This is a genomic window from Streptomyces sp. NPDC059443 (assembly GCF_042750105.1).
In the GTDB taxonomy this organism is placed as follows: domain Bacteria; phylum Actinomycetota; class Actinomycetes; order Streptomycetales; family Streptomycetaceae; genus Streptomyces.
Window position 1 is genome coordinate 31,097 of sequence record NZ_JBHYVM010000018.1, and the last position, 13,254, is coordinate 44,350.

At 67.9% G+C, this 13,254-nt stretch carries 7 protein-coding genes; 2 read left to right on the plus strand and 5 right to left on the minus strand.

Features of this window, described 5'->3' with window-relative positions; translation table 11 throughout:
- Nucleotides 1-44: 44 nt before the first annotated feature.
- Together ACFXDJ_RS18985 and ACFXDJ_RS18990 are read right to left on the minus strand one after the other, a co-directional pair.
- Entirely contained in the window at nucleotides 45-2,159 is a 2,115-nt protein-coding gene (locus tag ACFXDJ_RS18985; RefSeq protein ID WP_384849723.1) for a hypothetical protein, read from the minus strand.
- 17 nt (nucleotides 2,160-2,176) lie between these two features.
- Nucleotides 2,177-2,599 carry an ATP-binding protein gene (locus ACFXDJ_RS18990; protein WP_384849726.1) on the minus strand — a complete coding sequence of 141 codons (423 nt, stop codon included), beginning with the start codon at nucleotides 2,597-2,599 and terminating at the stop codon, nucleotides 2,177-2,179.
- Nucleotides 2,600-2,813: 214 nt separating this feature from the next.
- Here ACFXDJ_RS18990 and ACFXDJ_RS18995 point away from each other — a divergent pair, with 214 nt between their 5' ends.
- Complete coding sequence (locus tag ACFXDJ_RS18995) at nucleotides 2,814-3,653, plus strand: helix-turn-helix domain-containing protein (protein WP_384849729.1); 840 nt, start codon at nucleotides 2,814-2,816, stop codon at nucleotides 3,651-3,653.
- Nucleotides 3,650-3,853, plus strand: a complete 204-nt coding sequence (locus ACFXDJ_RS19000) for a DUF397 domain-containing protein (protein WP_384849732.1) — start codon at nucleotides 3,650-3,652, stop codon at nucleotides 3,851-3,853. The genes ACFXDJ_RS18995 and ACFXDJ_RS19000 overlap by 4 nt, the downstream gene beginning before the upstream one ends.
- Before the next feature lie 55 nt (nucleotides 3,854-3,908).
- Here ACFXDJ_RS19000 and ACFXDJ_RS19005 read toward each other — a convergent pair whose 3' ends face one another.
- The 3 genes from ACFXDJ_RS19005 to ACFXDJ_RS19015 form a co-directional block, all read right to left on the minus strand.
- The gene (locus ACFXDJ_RS19005) at nucleotides 3,909-8,975 is read right to left on the minus strand and encodes a class I SAM-dependent DNA methyltransferase (protein WP_384849735.1); all 5,067 of its coding nucleotides are present in this window, start codon (nucleotides 8,973-8,975) and stop codon (nucleotides 3,909-3,911) included.
- A 10-nt stretch (nucleotides 8,976-8,985) separates the two neighbouring features.
- A complete protein-coding gene (locus tag ACFXDJ_RS19010) occupies nucleotides 8,986-11,865 on the minus strand; it encodes a DEAD/DEAH box helicase (RefSeq protein WP_384849738.1) in 2,880 nt (959 codons plus the stop codon).
- Nucleotides 11,866-11,980: 115 nt separating this feature from the next.
- A complete protein-coding gene (locus tag ACFXDJ_RS19015; RefSeq protein WP_384649545.1) occupies nucleotides 11,981-13,192 on the minus strand; it encodes a serine/threonine-protein kinase in 1,212 nt (403 codons plus the stop codon).
- Between the last annotated feature and the right edge of the window lie 62 nt (nucleotides 13,193-13,254).

Genomic DNA, 13,254 nt, shown 5'->3' on the forward strand with positions numbered 1-13,254 from the left:
TCCCTCGTAGGCGTGGCTTCCTGTCAACCCGTACCGATTCTGCCTCACTCCTGTGCGGTCAGATCGATTGCTCTCAGTCGCGCATGCAGGGACCCGGCCAGAGCTACGAGCAAGCACACTCCGAGGGTTCCGAGCAGCGTCCCTTCGGGGCGGAGCTCCCAAGGCGAGCCGATGGCAGCGGGTGCCGGAGCCGCGTACAGGGCCATGCATCCCAGGCCGGCAATCGCCAGGAACCAGCGCGCTCGTACCGGGTACCCGGCGGCCGAGGCGCAGGCGACGAGCAGCAGCCCGACCCCCATGGGCATGAGAAACGGGTAGCCCTGCCAGACGTGGACATCCCCGTACTCGCGAGCGGCCAGGAAGAACCGGATCGTGCCGTAGACGGCGAGCAGTCCACCGGCCGCCGCGGCAGCCGTCGGCAGGAGGCGGGGCCCGGGCGGCACGATCCGCACCCGCCACTGCGTGCGCGGCGAAGGCGCGGCTCCTGACAGGGAAGCAGTGAAGCGACGGGCCGCCCTGCCAGCCGACCGGTGGGCCAGCAGGCTGAAGAGAACAGTGAGACCGAGCAGCAGGAGGGAGAGCGGCAGCCATGCACGCAGGTATGCGAGGAGTACGGACGGTCTGTCAAAGAGCCTTGGTGCCGCGAGCAAGGTGGCGAAAGTGCCGATCAACAGCCCGTGCAGGGCACGCCGGCGTGTTCCCTGCCGACGCCGGACCTCATCGAGCCGGGTGACGGCCTGGTCCCAGTCTGCCGCCTCACGCTGTAGACCGAGATCCGCCAGCAGATCGGCCGCCAGACGGCGGGGGAGGACGCCCGTGCGGTGGAAGTACAGCGTGTGGTCTCTGACGGGCTGGCCGACGGGTGCGATCCATGGCTGTTCGACCTCGTCGGGAAGAGTGGGACCCAGCATCCGCCCGACCATGTCGTGGGGGCTGCTGTACTCGCGCCACGCGATGCCGCGGCGGTGGTGGTCGAGGCCGAGGGGGTACGGGGGCCGGGCCTGCAAGGCCGCATGGATCAACCGCCCGAGCAGGGAGGCCGTGGCGATGGATACGGCGATGGCGGCCCCGTGAGCGAGGTCGAGATGGAGACTGGGCATGGTCGTGAGAGCCCGATGCAGTTCTGCGGCAGTAGCCTCGCGCTGAAGTTCCGCGAGGCGCGCATCACCGAGGAAGGCCGACGGCATCACCGTGATCTGCAGGGCCAGGTACAACTGCCGCAGGATGGTCTGAAGCAGCCACCCCAAGGGCTGCCACGTCCAAGGGCCGAGCCCCCATAGCCACCCCGGTACAAGGCCCACGAGGCCCCACAGGCCGGGCCCGATGCCGCTGTTGTCGAAGGTCTTGAGAAGGCTGATCGGTTTGAGTCCCGAGCCGACTCCGATGAACCTCCGGACCTTCGGATGTCGCTGGTCGGCCGTGGGAGACAGCACACGGTGCATGAGATAGCCGCCCTGCGAGTGGGCGACGACGACCACCTCGTCGCAGTGGCGTTCCATCCACTCCACCTTCCGGTGGAGGTGCGCGAGAAGCTGCTGCGTACGCTCCTCGTCGACGGCGGCGACCCGGACGTGCCACAGGAGGTTGCGGCGGGAACGGACGAACAAGGCCAGCAGGCCGAGGAGGAGCGCCGAAGCCAGCAGGCTTCGTGCCGCCAGCATGATGCCGTAGGCGAGCGCGGTCGAGACGACCGCCAAGGTGAGGAGCCGCCACAACAGCCTCATCTGCGCGAGCCAGGTTTCCCCACGGGCCCGCAGGCTGCGTGAGGGAGAGGTGAGAACCCGCAGATCGCGCCGGTCCGGACCGACCACCCAGAATAGGAGGGGAAGGCTCGCCAGAAGGAACGTCAGAGTCCGCCGGAGGGAGGGCCGACCCAGCTCGGCGAACTTGTCGGCCCAGAGGGCCTCGGCGAACAGTGCGCGGTGGCGCGTGCCGCCGAGGGAGACGACGACTTCGGCGTGCCGGGTCGAGGTGTCCTCGGGCGAGTCGGCCAGGGGCTGATCCTTCCAGGAGAGGACTTGCTCACCGTGTACGTCGCGGAGTGCGCTGAAGGTGCTCCTGCCCCACTCCAGGGTGGTACCCGGCTTCTGGTTGCCGATGCCGTGGACGAACAGGTACCCGACGCGCCAGTGGGCCTTGCGCTGCTTGCTCTTGGCCAATGAAGACAACCTCTCGGTCAGTTGGCAGCTACTGGACCAGTCTGTACCCGACCACTGACAACGAGTTGCGCCCAGACGGTCTTGCCGGGGGCGGAGGGGCGGAGTGTCGTACCCCAGCGGGTGGCGAGGGCTGCTACGAGGACCAGGCCGCGGCCGGCTTCGGAGTCCGGGGCGGGGGTGGTGAGGACGGGTGCGCGCTCGGTTCGGGTGTCGGTGACTTCGACGCGGATGGTCGTCGCGTCAGGGTTGACGGTGAGGCGGAGGTGGAAGTCCCGGCCGGGGACGTGGCCGTGGCGTACGGCGTTCGCGGTGAGCTCGGCGGCGATGAGGGTGGCATCGTCGTTGGCGGTCGTGTTGTAGGGGTGGCCCCACTCGTGGAGGCGGTGCGAGACGAGGCGGCGGGCGAGTCGTGCGCCGCGTGGGGTGGATGTGAAGCGCATGTCGAACTCGTGGGCGGGACCGTTGAGTTCAGGTGCGGATTGAGTGGGGGGAGTTGTGGGCTTCATGCGGCCAACGGTGGCGTTGCGTGAGTAACGTTGACCAGGAGTGACGCACTGACGGGCGCGGGCTGTACGCGTCGGTGCGGAGGGTGTCGGCGGTACGGGGCGTGACCGGCGGGACGGCCGGCGCGTTGGGGCGCGGGAGGCGCGGATCATGGACGATCAGCAGTCGGAGGCGGCTGGGTACGAGGCCGAGTCCGGGGCGGGCATCCTGCACGTCTTCGGGCGGCAGTTGAAGCGGTTCCGGGAGTGGGCGGAGTTGGAGCGGCCGGAGTTCGGGTCGAGGACGGGGTACTCGGCGTCGACCATCGCGGCGTTTGAACAGGGGAGGCGGATCCCGCCGCCGAAGTTCATCGACCAGGCGGATGAGCTGTTGGGTGCGCGCGGGATCTTGAAGGAGATGAAGGAGGAGGTCGCCCGGGCGCAGTACCCGGCGTTCTTCCGGGATGCGGCGAGGCTGGAGGCGGGGGCGGTAGAGCTGCACGTGTATGCGACGCAGGCGGTGCCGGGGCTGTTGCAGACGGAGGAGTATGCGCGGGCGGTCTTCGGGGTGATGCGTCCGCCGTTCGACGAGGATGTTGTAGAGCATCGAGTAGCGGCGCGACTGGCCCGGCAGGAGATCTTCAGTCGGCGTCCGTCACCTTTGGTTAGCTTCGTCATCGACGAGTCGATTCTGCGGCGCCCCATTGGTGGAAAGCATGTGCTGTGGGGCCAGTTGGAGCAGATGCTCCTCGTTGGTCAGCGGCCATCCGTTGAGATCCAGGTCATGCCCCTGGGCAAGGAGGAGAATGCTGGCCTTGCCGGTCCGTTCACCTTGATCGAGACGACAGAAGGGCGCAGGATCGCGTACGTGGAGGTACAGAACCTGAGCCGCCTGTATACGGAGCGTCCCCGGGTGCGGGCCCTTGAGGTGAAGTACGGCATCCTCCGCGCGCAGGCGCTCGCGCCGCAGGAGTCACTGGCGTACATCGAGAAGGTGCTGGGAGAACGATGAGCGTGCACGAAGCCTCGCAGGAACCGCTTCGGCTGGTGTGGAAGAAGAGCAGCTACAGCAGCGAAGAGGGCGGCGAGTGCGTGGAGGTGGCAACCGTCGTTGGTTCGGTTCACGTCCGCGACTCGAAGAACAAGGCAGGGTCGATGCTGAGCTTCGCTGCGGAACAGTGGACGTCGTTCGTCGCCTCCACGTCCCGCTGACCCGCACAACAACGCGGGCCGCACCAACCTCGGTTGGCGCGGCCCGTTCGTGCTCCTACGTGTCACCCTTCACGGGCGGCGTCCACCGGCCGGCGGCGATCTCCGCGTCGAGCCGAGCGGAGAAGTACGCGTGCGCGGCCCGCATCTCGGTCTCCCGGTCGGCCTTGTAGAAGGGAGCGGTGTACCTCTCGGGCGGCGGAGTAGTGGCCGGGTTGTCCAGGTGATCGAGGAGCGCCGGGTAGGTCTCCTTGGTCTGGCCATAGCCGTAGGTGTGGTGACTAGCTGCGATCTTGCGGCCATGGGCGTCGAAGTACATCTCCGACTCGCGTTGGGCCAGGATGTAGAAGCGGGACCTGTAGATCGTGGTCAATTGGTCGGCAGTGATGCCGAGCCAAACTGAGACGAGGGCGTCCAATTCGACGAGTGCTGCGCGCCGCTCGTACTCGGTGCGAAGCGGGGTTACGTACTCCCAAGTTGGCGCCAAGTGCTCCGCGAGCGACGAGAGGTTCGGCCAAGAGTGCGCCCATCCCTCGTAATGCGGCCAAGTGGGGTGGAATAGCTCCTCCCAGAGCGGAGCGTAAGAATCGGTCAGACAGTTTAGGCGCAGTGTGCGGAGGAGGAGGGGGTTGGATAGAGGGTGATTTGGGGTGGGCGCAGGCATCTTGACTGCATCAGAAACCACTAGATCGGAACGGCTCGTGATACGGAGTAGGTAGTCGAGCGGAAGGGAAGCCCAGAAGCCGGCATTCAAAGCGGTCGTGCGATTGTCTGTGAGTGCCATTGTGCGCACGGTGTCGAGGTGTGCAGGGCCTGGCGGGATAAGGGCCGCAAATAGACTGCGCTCAGTGTCGAAGGGAATCATGCGGCGCCAGGCGAGGCGGAAGTATGCCGTGTACGGGAGGTTGTTCCATTGATCCTGAACGGCGAGATAGCGATCCGGGTCACATGCGCGGACGTAGTTGGTGCGAGGGACTACCTCCGTTGAGAGTCGCGTGAGGTCCCAGGTCTCGTAATCGTTTCGATTTCGCAGAGGGATGTTTGGCTGCTTCTCGAATGGGGTGGCGATGCCAAAATGAGGTCCTTGGAGGATCGCCTCTGAGAGTGTGGAAGGGGTCCCCGTGGCGTGGCGGTACAGTCCGAGCTTCTTTGTGGCCAGATTCTCGAACATTCCGACAGTGATTCGAGGGTTCTGCGACCCTAGGCGATCCTCAAACGAAGATAGCGCCGTGACGGCGCCCTGCTCGTCGTCGGTCACTGGATAGAGCATGGTCGCTTGACGGGTAGGGGTAGCGGTTTCTCCGGAGAGTTCTTGCCATTGAGCGAGGAGATCATCGTCAACGATTACGAGGCGGGCCTGATGGGGGCGTAGGTCCCAGTTACCCTCGTGTTTGATGCCAGGGAAGGCTCCTGTCCCATTGTGGGATAGTGAGTCCGAGATGGTCTCGGGGGCGAAAAGCCAACTCATGTGCTGGAAATTCACGGCGCCTGAGCGGCCGTACACGTTCGTTGAGAATTGCCGGGTTTCTTTAATGTCGGCAAAAATGTGACGCTGATTCCAGTAATGAGCATGGAAGCGTAGGTGTGTGTACGTTGATGCCCGGAGCCTACCCTCTTTAGTCCCGGTGAAGTGGGTGTCGGGGTGGATGAGCCCAGTCATTCCGGGTAGGCTCGAATGCTTCCAGACCTGACACATGAATGCCCGGTAGAGATTGGCGCGTGTGCCGGCGATGAGCGGGTATGTGGATTCGCTTCCCAGCATCGCCACCGTGCCAGAATTAGTCGCGAGTTCGCCGAGGAGGAATGCTGGCCCTGGGCTTTCTTCGAGTAGCTCTTCCTTCCGTTCGCGCCACTTTGTCATGTCTGGCTTGTCTTCGAGAGAGAACCATGGATCAAGCTCAGCCAGAACGGTGCGCTCATCCCAATCGGGACGAACCCACGGCGGGTTCCCTACCTGGAGATCGTAGCCGCCCTGCTCGAAGACTTGGGCGTACTCCAGCTCCCAGTGGAAGAAGCCCTGTTGGGTCGCGATGTCCTTCGAGTGGGCCGCCCAGGGGAAGCGGGATTCCAGCCAGTAGGAGCGGTCCATGCCCATGAGGTCCGGGAGGGCGTCTTCGTAGGGAGTCAGCTCTGTCAGGGACTCGAACGCTGCGACCAGGGACTCCGACGGGACGTCCTGCGTGCCCAAGAGGGACTCCGCGAAGTCGAGCCAGTCGTCCAGGTTTGACAGGGGGATCACCGCGCGGCGCTGCTCCGTGATGGCCTCCTTGCGGCGGCCCGTGCGGCGCTTGTCCAGCGACTCCTGGGTGAGGGAGAGCTGCTTGGCTTCCGTGTCGAAGCCGGGGAGGGCTTCTTCCTCCCAGGACATCAGGACGCCGGCGTCCTCGTCCTCCGGGTCCGAGACGGCCACCTCGTAGGCCGCCGACTGCTCCGCCAGTTCCGCCGCGTGGCGGTAGCGGGGGTTCGTGCCGTCGAGGAGGGACGCCTCCTGGACCGGCCAGAACCACAGGGCGCACCAGGCGTCCATCAGGGTCTTCAGGCGCCAGTATGGGGTGTCCACCGCCTCAAGGTCGGCCAGGACATCCTCGCGCTGGACGGCTTCGACCGGCTGGCGGAGCCAGTTCGGGTCAGCGCCCCAGACGTCGATCTTGCGGCTGATGTCGCGCTCGGAGATCTCCAGGCGGCGGACCACCAGCTGCCACAGGTACTCCGCCCGTCGAGCAAGACCCTGGAGGCGGGTCGTCTGCTTGGCGGACGGGGACTTCGTGATCGCCTTGCGCCAGGCGGCCAGGGCCTTCGCCTCATCCGGGGCGAGGGCCTTCGCCTCCTTCTCGGCGGCTACCGCGCCCCACTCCTTTGCCGGGAGGAGGAAGTGGTGGACCGAGCCCGAGGGGAGGCCTGAGGTGGCTTCCGTGAGGGGGAAGCGTTCCGGGGTGGTGCCCAGCCAGCCGCCCTTCTTCAGGCGGTCCGGGCCGTAGATCTCGCGGCGGCCGCCGATCAGGGAGTTGCCCCGGCGCAGGTGCAGGCCGAACCAGGGGGCCTCCATGCCCGGATGCATCGTGTTCAGCCACAGCGAGACCTCCGCCAGCTCGACCGCCGTCGAGTTGAGGTCCACTCCGTACGAGTTGTGCAGCGCGATGTACGCCTTGGCCTTCTGGAGCTCGATCGGGTACTGCTCGGTGTCGATCGCCTGGCCGGTCTCGTCCTGGCGTCGGCGGAGGTACTCCACCGCGACCTGGTTGATGGCCTCGTTCAAGAACGCGCCCGAGCCCAGGGCCGGCTCGCAGATCTTCCAGTCCAGGAGTTCCCGGGCTTCCGTGACCGTGTCGTCCTGGTCCAGGCGGTGTTGAAGGGCGAGTTGGACCGTGACCTTCGTCAAGGATTCCGGGGTGTAGTACGACGCCGAGGTCTGGCGGTCGCGGCCCGAGAGGCGGTAGACGAACGAACCCGGGCGGTAGCGGACCCGGACGTCGGCGCCCGTCTCCTCGTCGCGGCGGCGGACGAAGACGGCATCCGCGTATTCGTCGGCCTTCGAGGCCGGGACCAGCCACGAGCCGTCCTTCGGGTCGCCGTTCTTCGCGACCTCGTACAGCTCCTCGCCCGCGATGAAGCCCGCGTACGACATCAGGCCTTCGTACACCGCGCCCAGCTGGTTGATGCCGAGCTGCGCGTACGAGATGAAGCCGCCGCGCTCGCCCTTCTTGCCCCGGGTCAGCATCAGCTTCCGCAGAACCTTGTACAGGGTGGCGTTGCGCAGGCGCGTGTCCAGGTAGCGGGGCTCGCCGTCCGCATCGTCGTCGTGGCGGGGGTCGCGTACCGACGCCGCGCCGATGAGGCGGATCGACTCCGGTTCGAAGAGCTTCGAGTGGAGGGGCTCGAAGCGGAGGCCGATGTCTTCGGACTGCTTCTCCACCACCCCGTGCGTGCGCCGCGGGCGGTAGCCCTCCTGGACCTTGCTGAAGAGCAGGTCCAGGGACTCGTACAGGTACACGCCCTCGCGGGCCTTCTCGCCGACGAGGTCCCGCTCCGCGACCAGTTCGCCGAGGCGGCTCAGGCCGTACCCCTGGTGGTACTCCGGGTAGTCCGACGGCAGGATGCCCAGCTCCGGGCGGGCCTCCGCGTACAGGAGGAACAGGATGCGGTACAGGTAGCGGAGGGACTCGCGGGTCAGCTGCTGGGAGAGCTCCGGGAGCTCCTTCACGTCCTCCAGGCGGACGCCCTCGTGGCCGGTGATCCGTTCCAGGACCTCGTTCGCGATGAGTTCCACCGATTCGCGCAGGCCGTCCCGGAGTTCCGACGAGACGCCCACAGCGTGCTTCGTCGACTTGTCGACGAGGCCGGCAAGAGGGTTCTCGCCGCCCTCCTCCGGCGTGCGCAGCGAGTCCGCGCCGAACAGGGCCGCCAGGGTGTCGAGTTCCTGGCCGTCCTTGGTGTTGTTGCGGTCCAGAGCCGTGTCGAGCGAGGCCGCCAGGTAGCGGCCCTCGCCCCACGCCGCCCGGTCCGCCAGGACGATCACGCCGCCGGCCAGCAGCAGGACGTACCGCGGCGCGTCCTCGCTCGCGAAGAGGAACGAGGCCAGCTTGGAGCCCGTACGGAGGGAGGCGGAGGCGTCCAGAGAGATGGGGACGAGGAGGCGGCCGGGGCCCTCAGGGTCCAGGGCCGCGTCCGGTTCGGACGCCCAGCCGCAGTCGACGGCCACCAGGCCCGTTTCCGCGTGCGCGACCGGGATCTCGTACGTGTGGTCCGCCCGCGAAACCGTCAGGGTCTGCGGCTTGGCGTCGTAGCCCAGGGAACGGAGGACCGAGGCGTTGAGCGAGGCCGCGCGCTCGCGCCACTCGGGCGCGTCGTACGTCGTCGCGTCGTCGGCAGAGCCGGCCGCCTCCGCGAAGAAGGCGCGCGTACGGAAGTACGGGCGGCGCAGGGTGCGCAGGCCCAGGCGGGGAGTGACCGGGAGGGCCTCGGGGTCCGGTTCCTCCTCCTTCTCGGAGGCGGCCGAGGACTTCGCCTCCTCCTCGCGGGTCTTCCAGGCGGCCAGCAGCCCGGACTTGAGGTCCTTCGGGAAGACCTCGGCCAGGTAGTGCGCGGAGAAGTACTCGCCGCGGTTGACCAGGGAGTCGTACGTCATGGGGCTTCTCCTAGGCCTGTGCGGCGGAGCCGTGGGCGGAATCGAGGACGGCCAGTACGCGCAGCATCGGGCGGCCCGTCGTCAGCAGGGAGTCGGCGAGGCGGGAGAGGTCGTCCTTGGTCTCCTCGCCCGCGAGGGTGGGCTGTTCCCACTTGCCCAGCCGCTGCCGGTACTCCTCGATCGGGGCGAGCAGGGCCTTGTCCCATTCGGAGCTGTGGCGGGAGAGGAAGGCCTCGGCCGCCTCCAGGGCCGCCGGGATGCCGGACCGCAGACGGTCCACGTCGTGGCGCTGCAACGGGTTGGCCATCGTCGGGCCGATGCCCGCCTCGCGCAGTATCCCCACCATGTCGTCCGTGACATCCTCGCCCGTGACGGCCATCCACTTCACGACCGTGGGGCGGCCCAGCGCATTGGAGTAGATGCCCTGTACGAGGTACACGGGCGCCTCGACATCGGCCGTGATGACCGGGGCCTCCTGGCGGCCCAGCTTCACGAGGACCTTGTCCGTCAGCCACTCCACCACCGGGTGGAGGTCGGTGAGCAGGGAGATCTCGGGCCAGCTGGAGGTGCCGGACTCACGGGCCCGTACGAGGGATCGGTCGGCCAGCTTCCGGTTGAGGGTGACCAGCAGGCGCTCGCTCAGGCGCTGCTCGCGGCGGTAGTCGGGCGGCAGCGCCTTCAGCCGGTGCACCAGGTCCACGGGGGGCTTGAACGAGATCAGGCCGTTCTCGGGGTCGCGGTCCATGCCGAGGGACTGCTGGGCGTCCGGGAAGACCTCCCGTACCGCCTCGTCGACGAACTCGCGGGTCGTCGTGAAGAGGCGGGGTACGTCCGCCTTGGGCGGGGCCGAGGACTCGTCCGGGGCGGACGCATCGGAGACGGGAGGCGCGGTGTCGTCTACCTGGGCGAAGAAGTCGGCCAGGAAGTCGTCCGCCCCGGCCGCCTCCTCGGCGGTGTGCTGGAGGGACTCGTCGACCGTGCGGCCCTTGAGGAGGTCCTGGATCAGCGACTTCTCCTCGGCTTCCGCGCGGTACAGACCGGAGACGGCCTCCGCCGTGCCGAGCGAGCGGTGTGCCTCGTCCTCGCGCTCCAGGAGCCGCTCGGCCACCGTACGGTCGTCCTTCGCGCCGTCCACCTCGCTGGTCAGGATCAGGGCGCGGAACTGCGGTTTGTGGGTCTGGCCGTAACGGTCGATGCGGCCGTTGCGCTGCTCGATGCGGATCAGCGACCAGGGGACGTCGTAGTGGATGAGCTGGTGGCACTGCCGGTGCAGGTTGACGCCCTCGGAGGCCACATCGCCGGTGAAGAGGATGCGTACGGGCGCGTCTGCGAGGCCGAAGTCCTCCACGCACTGCATCTGCTGCTCGTCGGAGAGGCCGCCGTGCATGACCCGGGCCGCTTCCTCCAGGGCCTTGCCCTTGAAGCCGAGGGCCGCCGGTACGGCGGACCGCAGCCACTCCAGGGTCTGGACTCGCTCGGAGAAGACCACGACGCGCGTCTCGCTGCGGGGCCCGACCCCGATCTCCTTCAACTGTTCGACGAGAGCGGTGAACTTGGCCGAATCCTGTTCGGTCAGGCCCTCCGTGAGCTCACGGAGACGTTGCAGGGCGGCCAGTTCGGCGCCGGTCGCGTCCGGGTCGTCCTTCTTCTCCAGCGTCTTCACGCGGGCCTCGACGGTCGAGCTCAGCGCGGCGTGCGAGGAGAGGAAGGACTTGAGCAGGGTGTACGGGAAGAGCGGGACCTCGCTCACCGAGCGGCTCTCGGCGGGCAGCCATACCCGGGCGAGTTCCTCGAAGATCTTCTCCTCGGCCGGGGTCGCAGCGCAGTGCACCGACTCGGAGGGCCCCCGGTCGGCCCACTGGCCGGACATCTTCTCCCGCACCTCGGCGCTGACCTTGGTGCGCCGGATGAACAGGTGCTTGATGTCGTCGGCCGAGTAGCGCTCCGGGTCGCGGATCGCCGCCGGGTCCAGAAGCGCGATCAGCTCGGCGAAGGAGCGGGCGTTGCCGTTGTGCGGGGTGGCGCTGGCGAGGATGAGGGCGTCGGTCTGCGGGGCGAGGAGCTGCGCGAGCTGGTTGCGCAGCGAACCGCGGTTGATCAGGTTGTGCGACTCGTCGATGACGACGGCGTCCCACCGGATGTGTTCCAGGTGGTGCTTGTACTGATCGGTGTTCTTGAGGGTGTCGATGGAGACGATCACGCGCTTGAAGAACGTGAAGGGGTTGCGGCCCGCCGGGATCTCGCGCTGGATCCGCTCGATCCCGGCGGAGTCGAGCCGGATGAGCGGAATCGCGAATCGCGTCCACAGCTCGTGCTGGAACTGCTCCAGGACGTGCTGCGGGGTCACGACGAGGATGCGCTCGCCCCGGCCGCGCCGGATCAGCTCCGCGAGGGTGAGGCCGATCTCCAGGGTCTTGCCGAGGCCGACGACATCGGCGATGAGCATGCGGGGGCGCAGGTTCCGTCCGGAGAGCGCAAGCTGGGCCGGCCGCTGCTGGTACGGGAGCGGGTCGAGCAGGAAGCTGTCGGCGAGAGCCAGGCCGCGCTCGGACTGGGGCAGCGGGGTCTTGCGGAGGATCGCTTCGAGGAAGAGCCGGCTGCGGCGGAAATTCGGGGAGTCGTCGCCGATCAGGGAGGTCTTGGCGGGGTCCATCAGCTCGATGCCCGGCTCGCCGTCGCGTGTGCGCTCCAGGCCGGTGAAGAACACGGCCTCCTGGTCACGGACGAATTCGGAGATCCCGACGGCCTCGATGCGGTCCCCGTCGTGGTCGGTCCGGGTGACGTTTTTGACCAGCCATTCCTCGTCGCGTACGACGATCTGGGCGCCGGGCGGGAGACTCGTGCCGGTGTCGCCCTGGTCGGGTTGCGGGCTGGACTGCTGGGCGGTCACCCGCGGTACCTCCTGGTAGCTGCTGAACTGTGTAGATCTTTGTGTGACCTGGGGCCCGGGACAAGGGGCGATGGTCACCTGTCCGTTCCGACGCGCGGGTCTGGGCCGTGTCCGCTCAGAACGGCGAGTTCGAGGCGTACGTCTCGCGCAACTGGGTCGCGATCCGGCGCGCGGCGGCGGAGCGGCGCGGGCCGGCAGGCGGCACGGTCACGGGGGTCGGCTGCGGTGCGTGTACCGCCGCGGGCTCGGCGTCCGGGGTGGTCACCGCGACCGTGGGGGTGTAGCCCGGCGCGTGACTCGGGCCGGCCTGCTGGGGCAGCGGGACGGTCGGAGCCGTGGTCACCGGGTTCGGGCCCGGGGCCGGGAGGGTCTTGGCCTCGGCGAAGGCCTGGGTCTCTGCCGTCGGCGGGACGGGGGCCGGTACCGGGGCGGGCTCCGGCGGTTCGTACGGGACCGCGGTGAGGGAGGTCAGCCGCCGCCGGGCCTGGGCCACGGTCACCCCGTGCGCCTTGATGACCGCCACGCACTGGGCGACCACCTCGTCCATCGTCGGACGGTCCTGCTGCGCGAACTGGAGCATGGACGACAGGAGGCCGGCCAGTTCCTCGGGGGCACCTGACAGGTCAGGGGCTTTGTCGGGGTTGATGATCTGGCTGAACAGCACCTGCACGTGGTCGGCCTGGTACGGATAGTGGCCGGTGGTCATGAAGAGCAGCACTGCGCCGAGTGCGTACACGTCCACCGGAGCCGTCAGCGGCTTCTCCCCGTTCGCCTGCTCCGGGGACATGCAGGCCGGTGTGCCCATCACCATGTTCGGGGCGGTGAGGGAGGCGCTGGACTCCGCGAAGACGGCGAGGCCGAAGTCGATGATCTTGGGGCCGTTGGGGCCGAGCAGGATGTTCGCCGGCTTGAGGTCCCTGTGCAGCAGCCCCTGGCCGTGGACCCCGGCCAATGCCTCGGCCAGGGTGGCTCCGAGAGAAGCGGCCGCCAGAGGGGGGAGGAGACCCCGGGTCTCAAGGAGCCGACGCAGGTCGGGGCCCTCCACGTACTCGGTCGCGAGCCACGGCTGCTCCGACTCCGTGTCGGCCTTCACGAACGCGGCGACGCGCGGTCCCCAGACCGTCTTGAGGACCTCGATCTCCTGGGCGAAGCGCTGACGGGTCTCCGAATCGACGACCGTGGGTTTGATGACCTTCACCGCGACGGCCTCGCCCGCCGCGGACTCGCCAAGATAGACCTGACCCATGCCGCCGTGGCCGATCCGTCCCAGCAGCGTGAACCCGCCCAGCTCGGCCGGATCGTCCGGGCTCAGCGGCGTTGTGCTCACTCTGGTCCTCACCTTGAATTTCTGCCGATGGTTGCGCGCGTACGCGCCAAGGGTATCGGCGG